At 40.9% G+C, this 17,453-nt stretch carries 19 protein-coding genes and 1 other annotated feature; of the genes, 11 read left to right on the plus strand and 8 right to left on the minus strand.

Going from position 1 to position 17,453, the window contains the following annotated elements; translation table 11 throughout:
- The first annotated feature begins 82 nt into the window (after positions 1 to 82).
- Entirely contained in the window at positions 83 to 934 is an 852-nt protein-coding gene (locus tag ACWF5P_RS01340) for an MBL fold metallo-hydrolase (RefSeq protein WP_434167672.1), read from the plus strand.
- Positions 935 to 1,024: 90 nt separating this feature from the next.
- Here ACWF5P_RS01340 and ACWF5P_RS01345 read toward each other — a convergent pair whose 3' ends face one another.
- Together ACWF5P_RS01345 and ACWF5P_RS01350 are read right to left on the minus strand one after the other, a co-directional pair.
- Positions 1,025 to 1,369, minus strand: a complete 345-nt coding sequence (locus ACWF5P_RS01345; protein ID WP_452444512.1) for a hypothetical protein — start codon at positions 1,367 to 1,369, stop codon at positions 1,025 to 1,027.
- 141 nt (positions 1,370 to 1,510) lie between these two features.
- Positions 1,511 to 2,152 carry a hypothetical protein gene (locus ACWF5P_RS01350; protein WP_452444513.1) on the minus strand — a complete coding sequence of 214 codons (642 nt, stop codon included), beginning with the start codon at positions 2,150 to 2,152 and terminating at the stop codon, positions 1,511 to 1,513.
- 241 nt (positions 2,153 to 2,393) lie between these two features.
- Between ACWF5P_RS01350 and ACWF5P_RS01355 the strand changes: the two genes are divergently transcribed.
- The gene (locus ACWF5P_RS01355; RefSeq protein WP_260358459.1) at positions 2,394 to 2,522 is read left to right on the plus strand and encodes a hypothetical protein; all 129 of its coding nucleotides are present in this window, start codon (positions 2,394 to 2,396) and stop codon (positions 2,520 to 2,522) included.
- A 136-nt stretch (positions 2,523 to 2,658) separates the two neighbouring features.
- Here the strand turns inward: ACWF5P_RS01355 and ACWF5P_RS01360 are convergent, their stop codons facing one another.
- From ACWF5P_RS01360 to kynU, 5 genes are all read right to left on the minus strand, one after another.
- Positions 2,659 to 3,291, minus strand: a complete 633-nt coding sequence (locus ACWF5P_RS01360) for a LysE family transporter (RefSeq protein ID WP_434167670.1) — start codon at positions 3,289 to 3,291, stop codon at positions 2,659 to 2,661.
- A 165-nt stretch (positions 3,292 to 3,456) separates the two neighbouring features.
- Positions 3,457 to 4,083, minus strand: a complete 627-nt coding sequence (gene kynB / locus ACWF5P_RS01365) for an arylformamidase (RefSeq protein WP_434167669.1) — start codon at positions 4,081 to 4,083, stop codon at positions 3,457 to 3,459.
- A 46-nt stretch (positions 4,084 to 4,129) separates the two neighbouring features.
- On the minus strand, positions 4,130 to 4,984 hold the full coding sequence (kynA, locus tag ACWF5P_RS01370) for a tryptophan 2,3-dioxygenase (RefSeq protein WP_101223135.1): 855 nt from the start codon (positions 4,982 to 4,984) through the stop codon (positions 4,130 to 4,132).
- Between the two features lie 51 nt (positions 4,985 to 5,035).
- Positions 5,036 to 6,457, minus strand: coding sequence for an amino acid permease (locus tag ACWF5P_RS01375; RefSeq protein WP_434167668.1), 1,422 nt, complete (start codon positions 6,455 to 6,457; stop codon positions 5,036 to 5,038).
- An 89-nt stretch (positions 6,458 to 6,546) separates the two neighbouring features.
- A complete protein-coding gene (gene kynU / locus ACWF5P_RS01380; RefSeq protein ID WP_402939341.1) occupies positions 6,547 to 7,824 on the minus strand; it encodes a kynureninase in 1,278 nt (425 codons plus the stop codon).
- Between the two features lie 172 nt (positions 7,825 to 7,996).
- Here kynU and ACWF5P_RS01385 point away from each other — a divergent pair, with 172 nt between their 5' ends.
- The 6 genes from ACWF5P_RS01385 (at position 7,997) to ACWF5P_RS01410 (ending at position 12,430) form a co-directional block, all read left to right on the plus strand.
- Positions 7,997 to 8,611: a TetR family transcriptional regulator gene (locus ACWF5P_RS01385; RefSeq protein WP_434167667.1), complete on the plus strand. Its 615-nt coding sequence runs from the start codon at positions 7,997 to 7,999 to the stop codon at positions 8,609 to 8,611.
- Positions 8,612 to 8,848: 237 nt separating this feature from the next.
- The gene (locus ACWF5P_RS01390) at positions 8,849 to 9,196 is read left to right on the plus strand and encodes a lmo0954 family membrane protein (RefSeq protein WP_101223131.1); all 348 of its coding nucleotides are present in this window, start codon (positions 8,849 to 8,851) and stop codon (positions 9,194 to 9,196) included.
- Positions 9,197 to 9,215: 19 nt separating this feature from the next.
- Positions 9,216 to 9,851 (plus strand): PspA/IM30 family protein, encoded by a 636-nt coding sequence (locus tag ACWF5P_RS01395; RefSeq protein ID WP_434167666.1) that lies wholly within the window; start codon positions 9,216 to 9,218, stop codon positions 9,849 to 9,851.
- A gap of 155 nt (positions 9,852 to 10,006) precedes the next feature.
- The gene (gene liaF, locus ACWF5P_RS01400; protein ID WP_434167665.1) at positions 10,007 to 10,753 is read left to right on the plus strand and encodes a cell wall-active antibiotics response protein LiaF; all 747 of its coding nucleotides are present in this window, start codon (positions 10,007 to 10,009) and stop codon (positions 10,751 to 10,753) included.
- The gene (locus tag ACWF5P_RS01405; RefSeq protein WP_434167664.1) at positions 10,750 to 11,796 is read left to right on the plus strand and encodes a histidine kinase; all 1,047 of its coding nucleotides are present in this window, start codon (positions 10,750 to 10,752) and stop codon (positions 11,794 to 11,796) included. Before liaF ends, ACWF5P_RS01405 begins: the two co-directional genes overlap by 4 nt.
- A complete protein-coding gene (locus ACWF5P_RS01410; protein ID WP_452444514.1) occupies positions 11,789 to 12,430 on the plus strand; it encodes a response regulator in 642 nt (213 codons plus the stop codon). Before ACWF5P_RS01405 ends, ACWF5P_RS01410 begins: the two co-directional genes overlap by 8 nt.
- 486 nt (positions 12,431 to 12,916) lie before the next feature.
- Here ACWF5P_RS01410 and ACWF5P_RS01415 read toward each other — a convergent pair whose 3' ends face one another.
- Positions 12,917 to 14,080, minus strand: a complete 1,164-nt coding sequence (locus ACWF5P_RS01415) for an MFS transporter (protein ID WP_452444515.1) — start codon at positions 14,078 to 14,080, stop codon at positions 12,917 to 12,919.
- 209 nt (positions 14,081 to 14,289) lie between these two features.
- Here ACWF5P_RS01415 and ACWF5P_RS01420 point away from each other — a divergent pair, with 209 nt between their 5' ends.
- The 3 genes from ACWF5P_RS01420 (at position 14,290) to ACWF5P_RS01430 (ending at position 17,436) form a co-directional block, all read left to right on the plus strand.
- A complete protein-coding gene (locus ACWF5P_RS01420; protein WP_434167662.1) occupies positions 14,290 to 14,523 on the plus strand; it encodes a hypothetical protein in 234 nt (77 codons plus the stop codon).
- A gap of 381 nt (positions 14,524 to 14,904) precedes the next feature.
- Positions 14,905 to 15,142: a binding site (T-box leader), on the plus strand.
- Between the two features lie 59 nt (positions 15,143 to 15,201).
- On the plus strand, positions 15,202 to 16,551 hold the full coding sequence (locus ACWF5P_RS01425; protein ID WP_101223124.1) for an amino acid permease: 1,350 nt from the start codon (positions 15,202 to 15,204) through the stop codon (positions 16,549 to 16,551).
- A gap of 228 nt (positions 16,552 to 16,779) precedes the next feature.
- Complete coding sequence (locus ACWF5P_RS01430; protein ID WP_434167661.1) at positions 16,780 to 17,436, plus strand: phosphatase PAP2 family protein; 657 nt, start codon at positions 16,780 to 16,782, stop codon at positions 17,434 to 17,436.
- Positions 17,437 to 17,453: the final 17 nt, after the last annotated feature.

Genomic DNA, 17,453 nt, shown 5'->3' on the forward strand with positions numbered 1-17,453 from the left:
AGCGGAGATTATGTTATGAATACATGTGGAATTTGCTATACTTGAGCAAGCTAATCACAACAATCGTAAGGAGAACAGAAACATGCAAACATTACAGCACCTATCGAAACATATTGCCTACCTGACGCCAGTTCAGGAAACGGATCGCCCGGTACTTGCCGCCGTGACGGGAAACAAGAAAACGCTTATCATCGATGCCGGTAACTCAGTCAGGCATGCACAGCTCTTTAAGGACGAATTGCTTCGGAATGATATTAGCGGGAATTTCCTCGTTCTTACCCATTCACACTGGGACCATGTTTTCGGACTGGAGAATATCGGGATTCCAGTGATTTGTCAGGAAAAAACATACACCAACATTAAAGATATGCAGCAGCTTTCATGGGAAGATCAAGCCCTTGATCAACGGGTCGAAGAAGGGACGGAGATTACCTTTTGCGCCGATGCAATCAAATTGGAGCATGGGACGAATAGAGAGATTTCCTTTCCTCTGCCCGATATCATCTTTGAAAGAACGATGACGATCGATCTCGGCAATATAACCTGTGTCATTGAGCATGTTGGGGGCGATCATGCCAAAGATTCCTGCATCATCTATGTACGGGAGGAAAAAACATTATTTCTGGGAGACTGCCTTTATGCCAATCTTTATGCTGAAAAATGGAATTATACGGCTGAACAGGCTTCGCTGCTCATTAAGAAAATTGAAGCCTATGATGCCGAAACCTACATACTCTCCCATCATGATAAGCCTTGCACGAGACTGGAAATGGAGGCGGAGCTTAAGCTAATGAAAGAATGTGCCAGAGCGGTGGTCGAACACCGGGGAAACCGAGCTTTAATGGAGCAGGAACTGGCTAAAGAACTAAAGCGGGATCTAACTGAGGACGAACGTGAAACAATTGGATTTTTCGTGAATGGTTACTTTGAGTGATTGAAGACCATAGGGGTGGCTTGGGGTATGAGGTCGGTAATACTGGGCTGCTCATACCCTTTAATTTGGCCTTAGTTCTCAAAGGCTCATTCAAGGTCCCCACACCAAATCGATAATAATAGTTAATAATACTGAAACAATAAGAATTGATAGGAAACCTGATATGATTTTCCCTGCTTTTGCTCCTCTATTATCGGGATAAATATGACCAATGATAAAGGAAGGGATGAAAAATATAGCCGAATAGAACATTGTATAATGAATACCTGAATCTCCATTTGACCATGCGCTTAGTCCGATATTAATTAAAATATCATCTCCTATGCAAGGTTTATCGCCAAATTGAAAGGTAAACAATATTCCGATTAAACACAGTGCAAAAGAAAGGGAACCTAAGCCGATATCCTTTGTTTTCCTAACTTCAATAGTTTTCATTTCTATTCTCCCTGTATAAAAATAACAAAATATGTGTTTTATATTGTAACATTTATAGCCTTATTTCTGGTCCCGTTTAATATAACTTTTATATAGCTTGTACATGTATCACGAGGGAGGATTCATCATTTCTATAGGGCTTCAAATTCTGTAAACATAAGGTCTTTTATAGGCTTTTGCTCTTTGCTTGGAGGTAGTCATAGCCCTTAGTTGTCTTTGTGAGATTGGTGGTACGATTACTGTCCCTGAGGGATACATAATGTTGTTTTTATCATTTAAATGACGTGCATTGACTAACAAGGCATGTCCGAATTCATGAGCCAAGATATCCATATTTTTTTGTTGGAATGTATCATATGTCATGACGATATTACCCAGTGTTCCTTTATTATCCCAGCTGACGTTACCAATAGCCTTTCCATCTTTAAGGTCTTGTGCATTAATGTAAAACACAGCAAGTCCAGTTTGACGGCCACGATTACCTTTTCTTAAGGCTCTAAAAACTTCCTCCCGTTGTCTCATCTGCAAAGGTACGGAGATCCTTGCTATAGTGGCATCAGTTTTCAAACCACACTTCCGTGCTCCTTCTTTAGTTCTTAAATCACAAATATTAGGCCGAAAATCAATTCCCCATATGTCACTGGCGTATTTAAATTGTGTTCTTATATCTTCTTCTCTCACTTCAGCAGCGTTACCTAAAATGAAAACACAAACATCGGTCGTATACCGAGTACTCTGACCATTGTTATTCTTACTGGTTTTCTCATCTTTTTTCTTTGACACAGCGTTCATCCTTTTTTTTATAATTGCCACATGATAATAAATGCAGAAATTCCTCAAGATGTTTGGACAACCCTAAACAAAAAGTTGAATGACCAAAGAATTTAAAAAAATCCAATTTTCAGAAGCATGTAAGGCTCCCTTAGGGGAGTTCATAATATTTGTATCGTATATACTGTGTTCAAAAGCGTTATTTGTGGTAGTTTATGGTAAATTGCAGAAAAACAATAATAGGGGGATGGAAATGAAACTTTTACTAAGATTATCTTTAGTAAGTATTTGTGCATTGTTTTTAATCCCTGCAAGCGAAGATTGGAAAACTGGTAAACTGTACATTCTGTTGTTCGGTGACGGGGGAAAAATAGTGAAGTGAACATATGATTCTCTTTTGAAAACATTATCGTTTCATTTATTGTGACACTAACTCAGCAAGTACCTTAATCCCTGTTTCTCCAAAAAACTGCACCTCTGATTGTTAGGTGTTTCTAACAATTAGGGTGCAGTTCAGATTAATTATGAGCTTTTTCCAGAGCTAGCTTTAACCCGAAACCAATCAAGACCGTCCCGGTTATACCCTCGAAAATCGCTTGGGTTCTAGGCTTTTTCATGAAAGCACTGATCTGGTTCAGCAGATAGATATAAAATACAAACCACAACGCAGTTAAAACGGTGTACGTCATGCCCATGATCAGGAACGGTAAAAACGTATCATTTCCCGGGTTCACGAACTGAGGCAGGAACGTTAAAAAGAAGACGGCCACTTTAGGGTTCAGCAGATTGGTAAGGAAGCCTTGCTTAAAGCAAGACTGGTTTTCGTACTTACTTTTGACTGATGTTTCCGCCGCTGCGGCCACTTGTTTATTCCTTAATCCCCATAGGGTCTTGAAGCCTAGATATACTAAGTAAACGGCACCGACATATTTGAAGATGGAAAATAGTAAAGCGGATTTCACAATGATTGCCGAAAGTCCTAACACGGCAGCTGATGTATGAATAAGCAGGGCACAGCACGTGCCGAACATCGTTTTAAAACCTCCCGACGTCCCCACGGTAACGGTGTTCCTTGTGGCTATTGCTGTATCTGGACCGGGTAAGATGATGAGAAGAATGCACATGATGATGAACAAATAAAAGTTTTCCATATTCGGACCTCCACTCTTAGTGATGAATTCTGAAAATTATAACATAAATACACTTGGTTTAGGGAGATAAATTTGATAGTTAATGGTTACCTCAATAGAAAGGGAGGAAATAAAAAAACAAGCCAAATCATTTTTTGATCTGGCTCGCTTTTTAGAAAAATTTTGTTAGGGTAACTTTTTCAACACAGCACGTACCGGACTTCCATCTGCTTCAACTAAAGGAAGAGGGAGGGCTGCCAGCTCATAATTACCCGGTCCTATATCGTCTAATACAAGTCCTTCCAAAATGTGAATTCCATGACCGGCAAGTTCATGGTGGGCAGACAGTTCTTTACTATCCAGTGGATCTACTGATGGTAAATCAAGACCAATAAGACGGACGCCCATTTCTGAAAGATATGCCGCTAATTCTGGCTGGATAGGAGGAATCGTTTGTGGAAACACACTTCGATCCTGCCATGCATCCGTCCGTATTAACAGACGGGTAACGCCAGTTAGATCTATACTGGATAATTCATCGACTCCGATGCTTGTCTTGTTTGGTAAATGGATAACTCGGGCATTTCCCATATATAAGTCGAGATCCAAATCAATCACTCTTTTTCCATCGTCATCAAAATGAAAAGGTGCATCAATATGGGTACCGGTATGGATACTCATATTGATTTGACCAACATTGACAGATCCACTTTCTTCTTTACTCCAATTTACTTTATAAGAGAAAGGTGTATCTCCAGGCCAAACTGCAACGTTATCATCCAGACGTTGTGAAATATCAATCCATGTCCCCATGCATCTACCTCCATCTCTGCTGGCTGTTTCTTTGCTGCTTATTTCATCATAGCTTCGTTCTTAAACTCCATAGTTCTGGGAAAAAGTGTTGATCAAGTGCTCTTTTTAAATACGTTACACCTGATGATCCGCCAGTACCTTGCTTATTACCAATAATCCTTTCCACTGTGGTCATATGATTAAAACGCCATAATTGCTGTTGGTGGCCAATGTCCACTAACTTTTCGCCCAGCTCATATAAGTCCCAATATTGCTCAACATCGCGATAAACTGTCAGCCATGCCTCTTCTACACTGGCATTTGGTTCATATCTTTGTGACCAATCCCTGCTGATGGCTCCTTGATCAATAGGTAATCCGCGGGCTACAAGAGCATTAATCGCCGCGTCATAAATACTTGGCTCATGAAGGGCCTGCTGCATTTGCTCGTATAACTCTGTTTGGTGCTGATAAACTGATAGCGTATGGACATTTTTGTTTCCTAATGCAAATTCAATCAAACGATTCTGATAAGATTGGAATCCGGAAGATTGTCCCAGTTTATCCCTGAACTCCATGTATTCAGCCGGAGTTAAGGTTGAAAGGACATTCCATGACTGAATCAATTGCTGCTGGATCCTTGAAACGCGAGACAGCATTTTAAACGAAGGTTCCAACTTGTTTTGGCGGATAGACTCAGTCGCTGCTGTCAACTCATGTAAAATGAGCTTCATCCATAGCTCACTCGCTTGGTGGATAATGATAAATAGCATTTCATCATGATGATCGGAACATCTATGTTGACTGGTTAAAATCTTATCAAGGTGGAGATAATCTCCGTAAGACATCGATTTTTGAAAGTCGGTTTGAATTTCTTTCTCTAGACCCGTTATTGTTTTTTCATTGTTATCCACATTTTTCATTCCGCAATCTCCTCACTTTTCCATATGCAAAAAACTATTTATTTCGTCATTCTATTCTATCTTCTTTTCCAGAGATTCTTCCATTACATTATGGTTATTATTTCTTCTTTTTGAAATAAAATAAGCAACAGCTAAAAATAGTAACCAAGGAATCCCGAATTGAAGCATGATTTTGAAATCCGTAAACCATGACGTAATCATCAAACTGAATAGAAGAACGGCTCCCAGTATCGTTAAATAGGGAAAACCGATCATCCTTACCGGTAACTTGCGTCCGCCTGTTTTCTCCCATTTCACTCTAAAAAACAAATGGGAAATGAAGATCATGAGCCATGTGAACATGGCACCGAACATGGAAATCCCCATCATGAAAGCATAGGATGAACCAGGAAGTAACGCATGAACGCCTGCAGCGATGAAAATCCCCGTTGAAGAGACAGCAAGGGCTTTTGTAGGTACACCACTTTTGTTTAACTTTCCTAAAAAGCTAGGTGCATGTTTTCCACGTGCCAATGAAAACATCATCCGTGTTGAAGCATAGAGCTGAGCGTTCATGGCAGATATGGCAGCCGTTAGAATAATAAAGTTCATGATCCCGGATGCACCTGGAATGTTCAAGATTTCCATCACTTTTACGAATGGGCTTACCTCGATCCCTGCCGTTTTCCAAGGAACGATCATCAGCATGATGCCGATTGTCAGCACATAGAAAGTGGATAAACGGAACACGGTCGCTTTTAATGCTTTAGGGACAGCTGCATCCGGATCTTTTGCTTCCCCAGATGTAACCGCTATCAATTCAGTTCCCAGAAAGCTGAATAAAGAAATAAATACGGCTATCCACATCCCCTTCAAACCAAATGGGAAAAAACCGCCTTCATTCACGAAGTTTTCCGGTCCTATATGCGGCTGTTCGGATGAACCGAATAGTACATAGGCTCCAAGAAGGATAAAACCAACAATGGCACTTATTTTAATAAAGGAGAACCAATACTCAAATGTCGCGAATGTATTCACGCTGGTAGCATTTACATAAATCAGGACACCTGCAAACAACAAAATCCATACGATTCCCGGCACGGTCGGAAACCAATAATTCATATATACGCTGACTGCACTTACTTCAACCCCAACAGCCAAAACATTGCCAATCCAATAGGAATAGCGGACAAGATAGCCTGCCATTGGAGTCATGTACTTTTCCGCAATGGCCCCAAAAGATCCGGAAGTAGGATGGGCAACCGTCATTTCGGCTAAACAGCCCATCAATAGTAAGACAATGAACGCCCCAAGAGCATAACTGAGCAATACACTTGGCCCTGCCGCTTGAATCGCAAGTCCGCTGCCAAGAAATAGCCCCGTCCCGATGGCACAGCCCATCGCGATCATGGAAAGCTGACTTGTTTTCAGCTCTCGCTTTAATCCTTTTTCTGGCTCATCTTTAAAGTTCAATTGAGTATTTTTGTTCTCCATAGTTCATCCCCTTTTTTTAAAAAAAGATTTCAGCCTGCCATAATTAACTAACCATTTGAGGGATGAGCCCCATTTGGCGGAATTCCATGTTATGCGACCACTTCACGCTCATTCTTGAATTTTTCATATTGTTTTTCTGACATGATTTTCTTGAGTATTTGTACAACTTCCCAAACTTCTGCGTAGGAAGTATATAGTGCAACCGGAGCGAGACGAATGATGTTAGGTGCCCGGAAATCTGGAATGACACCGTTCTCTTTCAATGCCTTGCATATCCGTGCAGCTTCTTTATGCTCGAGGCTTACATGACCTCCGCGGCGTATGTCTTCACTAGGAGTTCCAATGAAAAATCCCATGTCTTCCAATTCGAATTCGACTAAATCCATTAAATATTGATTGATTTTCAGGGATTTTTCGCGAATATTCTCAATTCCCGCTTCTATAAAAATGTCCAAAGACCCAATTAAAGGCGCACAACTTAACACATGGGGCGTGCCAATTTGATACGCTCCTGCTGATTCAGCTGGTGTTAAGGTATGTTCCATATCGAATTGTTTATCTTTTTTGGAGCCGAACCATCCAGCCAATCCAGGCATCGTTCCAAAATGTTTTCGATTTACATATAAACCGCCAACACCGCCAGGACCGCCATTTAAATGTTTATAATTGCACCAATACGCAAAATCCACATCCCATTCGCTGAATGAATGCGGGATGGCACCGATGGAATGGCATCCGTCAAATCCGATTACAATTCCTCTTTTATGAGCCTCATCAGTCAATCGTTTCATATCCAATATTTGACCGCTGCGATAAAGGACCGTTGGTAAGATGATTAAAGCGATGTCATCGGTCATTGCTTGGATAATGTCATCTTCTTCAAGAAATCTGCCATCGCGGCTTTTGACGCGGATGAGATCGGTTTCCGGATCGTATCCATGTGTACGCAGCTGACTTTGAAGAGCATAAATATCAGTCGGAAAGGTTAATTCATCTGCCAAAATTTTTGTGCGCATTCCTTCAGGCTTATAAAAAGTAGCTACAAGCTGATGCAGATTCACGGTTGTGGAGCCGGTTACAATAACTTCCTCGGGAGAAGCTCCGACCAATTGGGACATCTTCGCGCCCAATTTCTCAGCCATGAAAAACCATGGGTGATTCCCTTGCGTCCATCCATCGATCCCATGCTCTTTCCAATCTTCCAAAGACTCCAGAAGAGTGCGTTCAGCCCTTTTCGAAAGAAGCCCCAATGAGTTTCCATCCATATAGATGGAATCCGGCTTTAAATAAAACTCTTCTCGAAAACCTTTAAGCGTATCATTCTCATCCATTTGTTTAGCGTGATCCAATGTATATTCAGAAACCATAATCATCCTCCTATATTAGTATATTAATAATTCTAGGAGAATCGTACCAAAGAATATGACATGGTGTCAATAAGTTAATTCAGAAAATTATAAACATTGAATCGAACTTTCCAACAAATGTTTTTTATTTTATGGAAATCCTTTATGCTAGAAGATAAGGGGAGGAATAAGCATGGAGAATGGCAAAGTAGGGGATAAACGGCATTTACGCTCGATCATGACACGACAAAAGTTATTGGAAGCTGCAAAGGAAATATTTCTTGAAGAAGGTTATCAAGCTGCGCTTATTTCCCAAATGATCAAAAGGGCAAACATCGGATACGGAACGGCCTATGTTCATTTTAAAGGGAAAGAGGATCTGTTAATTGTATTAATGGAGAATGTAATGGAGCAATTCTATGAAATTGCCGAGACCTCTTTCTTTCCAAAATCAAAAGACGAAGCAAAACATATCATAAACAGACAAGCTAATTCATTTTTGAAAATGGCAGAAGCTGAACGCAACATGATGCAAGTTTTCGAACAGGCCATTGGGATATCAACCATTATTTCAGATAAATGGAAAGCGATTCGCATGAAGTTCATTCAGCGAATTTCAAAGGACGTCGCCTATGCACAGCAAAATGGTCTGGCAAGGCCTGAACTAAACCATGAGCTTGTGGCAAGAGGGTGGTTTTTCACAAATGAAATGTATCTGTGGGAAATTGTCCGAAACGAACACCAAAGCACTGTCGAAGAAATTGCTCAAACCATCACCTCAGTTTACGTCGAAGGCTTGTATTTGTAATGATAATGACAGTACACCAATCTTCCGGTTTTATCGGAAGATTTTTTTTATTTCAAAACTCACGAGTAAACCCGCAGAATTCACGAGTAAGCCGCCCAAACACACTAATAAACGCCGTCATTAGCATCGGACTTACAGCGTCTACGCCTTAAGTCTTACTAGAAAATATAGCTAAGGCTCATTATACGAACTTGTAAAAGTAGATAAGATATAAACATAGAAAGGAGGACGAAAACAATGAAGAAATTTGGTTTATTTATTGTAGGACTGATCGCACTTTTCCTGTTACTGGCGAACGTTGGTCCACTGATCAGCCTGGCGATTTGCTTGGCGATCCTATACTTTGGGTTCAAGCAGTTCATGAAGTCCGAATCGACAGGGGCGAAGATTGCGTGGGGATCAGTCTCCATTATCGTGCTGATCGTTTCTATTTCCCATATCCCGGCAATATTGGGACTGGTGGCGGCTTATGTTCTTTACCTGGTTTATAAAAAATGGAATGAAAATGATGAAAGTGAATCATCGAAAGAAAATGACCCGTTCTCAAATTTTGAAAGAGAGTGGAAAGAGTTGAATAAGAACTAATAGAAGGGACGGAATTGAAATGGGTAATTTATTTTCAAGAATGAAACAAACGATTTCAGCGGATTTTCATGACTTGTTGGATAAGAAGGAGCAAAAAAATCCGATTGGAATGTTAAATCAATATTTGCGCCAATGTGAGCAGGAGACAGATAAGGTCGGTAAGCTGCTTGAACGTCAATATCTTTTGAAAGAAGAGTTTACGCGTGAATATAATCAAGCGCAAAATCTAGCTGAAAAACGTAAGCATCAGGCTGAGATTGCTAAGCAGTCAGGAGAAACCGATCTAATGGAATTTGCTGTAAAGGAAAGCCTGCACTATGAAGGTCGGGCGCTAAGTTTGAAAGAGGCGCATAAAAGTGCAGAGGTTCAGTTAGCTGAACTGGAGCGGAAATATGAAGAAATGAAGCATAAGCTGAAGGATATGCATCTAAAGCGGTTGGAACTGATGGGCAGGGAAAATATTGCCCGGGCAAACAACCGGATCAATCGGGTATTGGACGGAGGCAATTCCGAAGCCAAACCGGTAGCGATGTTTGAAGAAATGGAGCATTATATCGATCGCATCGAGCACCAGGTCCATACAGATTATAATCGGCATACGATCGATGCCAGGATTGTCCAGCTTGAAAAAGAATTGGAACAGAAAGAAGCGTAAAGGTTTGTAAGGCATCTCTGTAATCCCCTGGCCTTTTGGAATGGAGGTCGGGGAAAACAGGCTGTCAGAAAATGATAATTTCATGGTATTCTTAAAAGGCACGGGTTCCTGTGCCTTTTAAGAATATCATGATCATATACAGGGGAGGCGAACCGATGTTGAACAAGATGAAGACGGACTATATGGGATGGATACTTCTCATCGGAGTCGTCCTGCTTTTTTTAGAGATTTCATTTACGGGTGGAGGTCTCCTTTTTTCCATCGCTTTTTCAATAGGATGTATCTATTTAGGCAGGAAATTCACAAAACGGACAATCGGGAAAATTCTATTTTTTATAGGGCTGATTTCCCTTATCATCACCGTCTTGAATATGTTCGTTTTTAGATTTTTCCTAATGGCGATCCTTATTTATCTATTGCTTTTATATTATCAGTCCAAAAAGAATCCTGATTGGGTCAGTCCCATTATAACCAATGATGATTCGGACGAAGAACGGATCAATAAGGAGCCACTGCTGAAAACCGATTATCTATTTAAAAATAAATTGTTCGGTCATCAACAAACGGCCGAACATGTATATGAATGGAATTCCGTGAATGTTCAGGGCGGTGTCGGTGATACGGTTATCGATTTAAGCAAAACGATTTTACCGAAGGGCGACGCTGTCATTTCCATCAGGAATATCATTGGCAATATCACTGTTTTTGTACCGTATGGAATCGAAATCAGGGTCCATCATTCTGTCATTGCAGGCAGAGCGCGGATCTTTGAGAATAAGCCTGAATCCAGGGTCTTTAATCAAATTTATTCCTACCAAACGGAAGGGTTCAATGAAACGGATCACAAGGTTCATATCATCACTTCAATCTTAGTTGGGGATTTAGAGGTGAAGCGGATATGAGCATACTGACACGGCAGATATTGACTGCCCTTGGTGTTGCTTTTGTTCTTTCCCTTGCCTTGCCGGCGGCGGTTTTCTTCATTTTTCCTTTATCCGACTGGAACTTATTATGGGAGAAAATGGTCATGGGGTTACCCTTCGTCATATTCCTGCCAAGCCTGGTCATGACGGTAGGGCTGATTTATGGAGTTGTTTCGGGAATGTTTTGGAAGAGGCAGCTCGAAAGGGTGGATGAAGGGCTGCATTTACTTGAACAGGGCCGTCTGCCATCGCAACAGGAGGGGTATCCGGTCCAAGAAATCGCTAAAATGGCGGAACGGATGCAACTGATCCATAAGCAAATCAATGAGCAGACAAAATTATCGCAAAAAATGGCGAATGAAAAGGCCATTGATCAGGAGAAACAAATCCAGGAAATCGTTTCCCAGGAACGAAACCGTTTGGCGCGGGAGCTGCATGATTCGGTGAGTCAGCAATTGTTTGCAGCTTCAATGTTCATGTCGGCCATCACTGAATCACAATCCGATATGGAAAAAACGGAAATGAAACAATTCAAGGTAGTGGAAGAAATGATCCATCAATCCCAGCTTGAGATGAGGGCGCTATTGCTTCATTTGAGACCTGTTGCATTAAAGGGAAAATCTTTACATGAAGGAATGAAGGAGCTTCTTTTGGAATTGGCCCAAAAAGTGACGATGGATATAAATTGGAAGATGGAGCCTGTCACTTTGGATAAGGGGATTGAGGACCATCTGTTTCGGATTTTACAAGAATCGATTTCCAATACACTGAGACATGCAAAAGCCAATTCGCTTGAAGTGCTATTGATCGTTCGTGATGGAATGGTCATTTTACGAATAACGGATGACGGCATCGGTTTTAACGTCGAGGAGTCGAAAACGGGATCATATGGTCTGCAAAACATGCATGAACGGGCTGTTGAATTAGGCGGAACGATGCAACTTGTAAGCGTTCCGAATAAAGGAACGAAACTTGAAGTGAAAATCCCATTATTAAATGCTGGAGGTGATCATGATGATTAAAGTATTATTTGTCGATGACCATGAAATGGTAAGGATAGGGGTATCGGCTTATTTATCCGCACAATCGGATATCGAAGTGATCGGGGAAGCGGACAATGGCTTGAAAGCTGTCGAACTGGCAATGGAATTGCGTCCGGATATCATTTTGATGGATTTGGTGATGCCGGAAATGGACGGCATAGAAGCGACGAAACGAATTATCGAAAAATGGCCTGAAGCAAAGATCATCATTGTGACAAGCTTCCTGGATGATGAAAAAGTGTACCCGGCATTGGAAGCCGGAGCGACGAGCTATATGTTGAAAACATCAAAGGCCAGCGAGATTGCGAGAGCCGTCCGTTCCACTTTCCAAGGTCAAAGCGTACTTGAACCTGAAGTGACGGGAAAAATGATGGAAAAGCTGCGTCGCCCTAAAATCACCCAGCTTCATGATCAATTGACAAACCGTGAAATGGAAATTTTATTGCTGATGACTCAAGGGAAAACGAATCAGGAAATTGCCGATGAACTATACATAGCCCTGAAAACAGTCAAAGTGCATGTCAGCAATATATTAAGCAAGCTTGCGGTACAGGACCGCACGCAAGCAGTGATTTACGCATTTAAGCATTCGCTCGTTCAAGAGGAAGAGTAAAGAGCGTCTATTTACCAATAGAGGAAAGTTTGTTATATTTAGGGAAATATCCCATCCTGTAAAGTTCATTCAAGGTTGCTGATTGCAGCCTTTTTTACGGATTACAGGAAAAAAGTAGGTGAAATGATGTTAAGAGTGATTTTAGAATTATTTCGTATAATCACCATTATTTTCGTTATTGGAATGATAATGGGGCTCATCATTAATTCAATCTATGCGATTTTTGGAATAACCGTAGAGAATACCACGGGCGGATGGATCGTTGGTATGGCAATTTTTCCATTACTTTATGTACTCTATAAAAACCGGCTTCAATTTTCAGGTTTCTATAAAAATGGCAAACAAGTAAAACTCTCAAACAGGACAACTACTATACTGCTTTGCTCCTCTGTGTTAATGTTGACGGTTGCCCCTTTATTTCGCTAACGGAATGTAAAAAGAGCATGTTTTAATCAAAACATGCTCTTTTTTATACCGTTTTTTAGATTATACAGCTTCCTCTGCGGTATCGAGCCTCGTTCCGTATATCCGATAAAGAACCAAAGCGAATACCATTCCTAAAAAGGAGATAGAGGAGATGAACAGGTAAAGGGTCTTCCCTCCATATGCTCCATATATGGCTCCGCCTATATAAGAAGCAATGATTCCCGAAACCCCGAAGAATAGCAGCGCCAGTACGGTCTGGCCTGTGGCACGCCATTCCACCGGAACGATACGGTAAAGATATTGGATGGCCGCCGAGTAGAAAATCGGGAAAGTCAATAGCTGCATGACTTGCAAATAAGCTAATAGCTGTGGATCGGTAATCCACGCTGAGACGAAATAACGGATAAAGAAAAACGCTGCTGCAAACGAAATGATGATGATTTCCTTACCTTTGCGCAGCCACCAAAAGCTTAGGGCGAATACAACGATTTCACTTCCCGCCGCCAAGAACCAGGTCAAGCCTACAAGCTTGGCACTTCCTCCAAGTTCCCGGATATATACTCCAAGGAAGGTATCGTTCATCCTTGCTGGAACAGCACAGATAAAGACCAATAACAGAAAGAGAAGCGTCTCTTTATTGCTGAAAAAATGCTTAAGGCTGCTTAAGGTGACAGGTTTCCCTGAAACGGGAGCATCAGGCATCATCCAGCTGACAATGAAGCTGATCAAACCTATTCCTGCAAAAAGGAACGCAAGGCTGTTCGCTCCGAAATATGACATAACATAGCCGGTGATCAGCGATATGACCGCATAACCCAATGCACCATATGTCCGGATGGAGCCGTAGCTAATCCCGGATTTCTCTGCCATCGTAAAATTGAGGCTTTCCGTCAGGGGATCGATCGGCATCAAAAAGAAATAAAGCAGCATGGCAAACAGGATAAGCTGAAGATAACTGCTTGAATCATAGAGGAAATAACCGATTACGCTCGAGAAAAAGATGAGTAACAACAGGACTTTTCGTATAGTCCTTGTTTTGTCGCTGATCATTCCCCATAAAGGCTGAGTAATGAGGGTGACAAAACCTCCTGTACCGATGATGAATCCGATTTGGGCTGGACGCAAACCTTGATCAGCCAGATAGACTGGCAGAAACGGAATGAAAATGGCAAGCAGTCCAAAATATAAAAAGTTAAAACTCTTTAATAATTGTATTGCTTTCATAAAAAATATGATACCTCACGTGTTCTATAGAGTGGATTGATTTCAGACCATGTTATTGTATCATTGATGACAGAATTTGAAAAAAAAGTTTAAATTTTATGGATGAAAATAGAATGATAGAGTTGGTTTCGAGGTTAAATTTTATTTTTAAAAAATGGATGTAAATGATAGAATTAACACTTATTGTTAATTGGGGAGGGTGGTAATTCATGGACCAGGACACAAAAGTAATTCAAGAGTTGCAGGAATTGAAGCAAAAAGTCGGTCATCTGGAAGACTTATTAACGCAGCAAAAGAATAAAAAGGAAAAAGCAGGACCATTTCGAATCTTCCTGGACGCAGTAGGCTCACTGCTATTTGGATTAATTGTTGTAGGACCGGTTATTGTGATTGTCGTTGGGGTTCTGATGGTGGCTGCATCCTGGTTAGGGAAGGAGTTTTAAAAGGTTAGGAGAGTCTAGGCTTCCCATAGCCCAAGAATAACTGCTGCAAATTGAGAGTGTCCATAAAGGGGCACTTTTTGTCTTTAGGAAACCTTGTATAGGCAAAAGTTTTATTGGGTTCAAATACGCTTCAACCATCATGGGTTCTTCATTTTCATCTTTTAAGACTATCTAACACCTGATTCTGCAGCCGCAGGATGTTCCTAAAGTGCTAATAAATGTGTATATTGTTTGTCCAACAGTATCCTATAATTGATCAAGGGCTTTCACGATTTCCCCTAATTTATTTCTTTGAAAATATTATCCTAAGAAAGTTATTGACAAATTTACCTTGAGTCCGTATAGTATTGGATATTATTAAAAATATTCAGATATAATTTTTGAAACGCAATGAACAGGAGTAGTAAAAGCTCATTATTAGGTGAAGAGAGCTGCGGGTTGGTGCAACGCAGTCCAATGATACTTTGAACTTGCCTGGGAGTGGTAAAGCGAAAGATAGGAATGATTCCATTCTTTTGTTTTAACGATTGACCTTCGTTACAAGGTTTTTAAAGCAGGGTTCTAAAAGAGAGCCAATAAGAGTGGTACCGCGGTAAGCTTAAGGCATATCGTCTCTTTCTTCATTTGATTATGAAGGAAGAGACGATATGCTTTTTTTGATTTTGGGGAGGTAAGGATATGGAAACGGACAAACGGAATTTACAGAGGACAATGACTTCAAGGCATATAACGATGATGGCATTAGGAGGTGCCATCGGGGCAGGTTTATTTAAAGGAAGCAGTTCAGCCATTGATATGGCAGGTCCTTCCGTAATCATAGCGTACTTGATAGGAGGCATCATCCTATTATTCATCATGCAAGGTTTAGCTGAAATGGCGGTCCGCAATAGCGGTGCACGAACATTCAGGGATTTGGTCCAATCGATTTTAGGAAAGTATCCTGCCTATTTCCTGGATTGGATTTATTGGAAAATGTGGGTATTGAATATCGCGGCCGAATCAGTGGTTGCGGCAATTTTCATTCAATATTGGCTGCCTGGATATCCAATCTGGATATTGGCATTAGCTGTTTCGGTTTTAGTTACTGCGGTTAACTTACTGTCGGTAAAGGTTTTTGCTGAAACGGAGTACTGGCTTGCTTTAATTAAGATTACCGTCATCATTGTGTTCATCATGGCTGGATTATTGTTGCTGCTCGTTACTTTTGGTGATCATACAGCCGTCGGTTTTTCTAACTTGACCGAGCATGGAGGTTTCTTTCCGAATGGATCGACAGGTTTGATCACTGCGATGCTGGTGGTAATCTATTCATATGGCGGTACGGAAATCATCGGGGTCACATTAGCTGAAACGAAAAATCCTGAAAAAGTGGTTCCAAAGGCCGTTCGCAGTACATTGGTCAGGATCATTTCTTTCTATATCATTCCTTTTTTCATCATCGTTAGCTTAATTCCTTGGAACGAAGTAAACGGAGTGAAGGAAAGTCCGTTTGTAATGGTCTTTCAAATGATCGGTATTCCTGGTGCCGACCATATCATGAACGCCGTTGTTCTATTAGCGATCATTTCATCGATGAACTCCGGGTTGTATGGTTCATCCCGCGTTCTGTATACACAAGCCGTGGATGGTCGCGTTCCGAAAATCTTTTCCCGTTTATCCAAGAAGAAAGTACCTGTTCCCGCAATATTAATGTGTACTTCCGCTTTATATGGCGGTGTACTGATTTCCTTATTTGCTGGAAGCAAGACCTTCGATTTCTTAATGGGTTCGCTTGGATATACCGTATTATTCATCTGGTTGATCATTGCTTTCGCCCATTTGAAATCACGTAAACAACAGTCAGGAAAAACAAGTGCCTATTCGGTAAAATGGTTCCCGTATACGACTTGGGCTGCGATCATCGCTTTAATAACGATCCTGATCGGAATCATTTTCACGACATCCATAGTCGTTACAATCATTACACTTTGCATCTACATCTTCATTTCCTTAACGTATGTATGGAAAAAACGCCATAACAAAATCTAGAGAAGGCGGAGTGATCACTTTTGCCTTCCCGCGTATAAGTTTCCGTTTCAAGCCGTGGTATATGCCATGGCTTTCGTTATGTATTCATGGTCTGATGAAAAGTAAGAGATATCCATTTTACTAGTTCATGGGAATCATTAACTTTAGCAATTAAAGAGTTAATTTAGTGAAAAATGTTGTATAATAATCTTTGGAAAAAAACCAATATATTGAAAGTCGGAGCGAGCTATGAAAAACAATTCCCTACTATCCTTTCACCCGTTATATTATTTAATACTTTTGGTGATTACTAGTTCCATCTATTCAATCATCAATCAATCTTCAGGTCATGCTGTCGATGTTACGACTATAATAGATGGGGAGATTCCCTTTATTAAAGAATTTGTCGTTCCTTATTTACTTTGGTATCCGTATATTTATGGATTGCTGATTTACTACTGTTTTGTTGACCGAAAGCACTATTTCGTAGGATTAGGCAGTTTGATATCGGGGAAACTTTTCTGTTTTCTTGTATATTGCCTTTGGCAAACGACAGTTCCGCGTCCGGAAGTGGTGGGTAACGATATATTTGCCCATTTAATGCGATTCGTCTATAGTCATGATCAACCTGTCAACTGTCTTCCTAGCATACATGTACTGACTACATTCATCATGATGATCGTTGCCCATAAGCGGAAAGAAGAGCACAAATGGGAGTATGCCAGTGTCACTGCATTCGGAACACTGATCATCCTCTCGACGCTATTTACGAAACAGCATGCTGTATTGGATGTACTCGCTGGAATACTCCTTGCATGCGGGGTATATGCAGCTGTCCAGTATATGTTCCAAGCACTATCGGCTATTCAGGCCAATCATTACACAGCGAGGCAAATTAAAAAGTAACCATATGTAAAAAAGCA

It is taken from the genome of Peribacillus sp. NPDC055009, from assembly GCF_053608705.1.

Excerpts from the sequence above, each read along its gene's own strand:
- ACWF5P_RS01340 (WP_434167672.1), top strand. The coding sequence starts at position 83 with ATGCAAACATTACAGCACCTATCGAAACATATTGCCTACCTGACGCCA.
- ACWF5P_RS01345 (WP_452444512.1), bottom strand. The coding sequence starts at position 1,369 with ATGAAAACTATTGAAGTTAGGAAAACAAAGGATATCGGCTTAGGTTCC.
- ACWF5P_RS01355 (WP_260358459.1), top strand. The coding sequence starts at position 2,394 with ATGAAACTTTTACTAAGATTATCTTTAGTAAGTATTTGTGCATTGTTT.
- ACWF5P_RS01360 (WP_434167670.1), bottom strand. The coding sequence starts at position 3,291 with ATGGAAAACTTTTATTTGTTCATCATCATGTGCATTCTTCTCATCATC.
- kynB (WP_434167669.1), bottom strand. The coding sequence starts at position 4,083 with ATGGGGACATGGATTGATATTTCACAACGTCTGGATGATAACGTTGCA.
- kynA (WP_101223135.1), bottom strand. The coding sequence starts at position 4,984 with ATGAAAAATGTGGATAACAATGAAAAAACAATAACGGGTCTAGAGAAA.
- ACWF5P_RS01375 (WP_434167668.1), bottom strand. The coding sequence starts at position 6,457 with ATGGAGAACAAAAATACTCAATTGAACTTTAAAGATGAGCCAGAAAAA.
- kynU (WP_402939341.1), bottom strand. The coding sequence starts at position 7,824 with ATGGTTTCTGAATATACATTGGATCACGCTAAACAAATGGATGAGAAT.
- ACWF5P_RS01385 (WP_434167667.1), top strand. The coding sequence starts at position 7,997 with ATGGAGAATGGCAAAGTAGGGGATAAACGGCATTTACGCTCGATCATG.
- ACWF5P_RS01390 (WP_101223131.1), top strand. The coding sequence starts at position 8,849 with ATGAAGAAATTTGGTTTATTTATTGTAGGACTGATCGCACTTTTCCTG.
- ACWF5P_RS01395 (WP_434167666.1), top strand. The coding sequence starts at position 9,216 with ATGGGTAATTTATTTTCAAGAATGAAACAAACGATTTCAGCGGATTTT.
- liaF (WP_434167665.1), top strand. The coding sequence starts at position 10,007 with ATGTTGAACAAGATGAAGACGGACTATATGGGATGGATACTTCTCATC.
- ACWF5P_RS01405 (WP_434167664.1), top strand. The coding sequence starts at position 10,750 with ATGAGCATACTGACACGGCAGATATTGACTGCCCTTGGTGTTGCTTTT.
- ACWF5P_RS01410 (WP_452444514.1), top strand. The coding sequence starts at position 11,789 with ATGATTAAAGTATTATTTGTCGATGACCATGAAATGGTAAGGATAGGG.
- ACWF5P_RS01415 (WP_452444515.1), bottom strand. The coding sequence starts at position 14,080 with ATGAAAGCAATACAATTATTAAAGAGTTTTAACTTTTTATATTTTGGA.
- ACWF5P_RS01420 (WP_434167662.1), top strand. The coding sequence starts at position 14,290 with ATGGACCAGGACACAAAAGTAATTCAAGAGTTGCAGGAATTGAAGCAA.
- ACWF5P_RS01425 (WP_101223124.1), top strand. The coding sequence starts at position 15,202 with ATGGAAACGGACAAACGGAATTTACAGAGGACAATGACTTCAAGGCAT.
- ACWF5P_RS01430 (WP_434167661.1), top strand. The coding sequence starts at position 16,780 with ATGAAAAACAATTCCCTACTATCCTTTCACCCGTTATATTATTTAATA.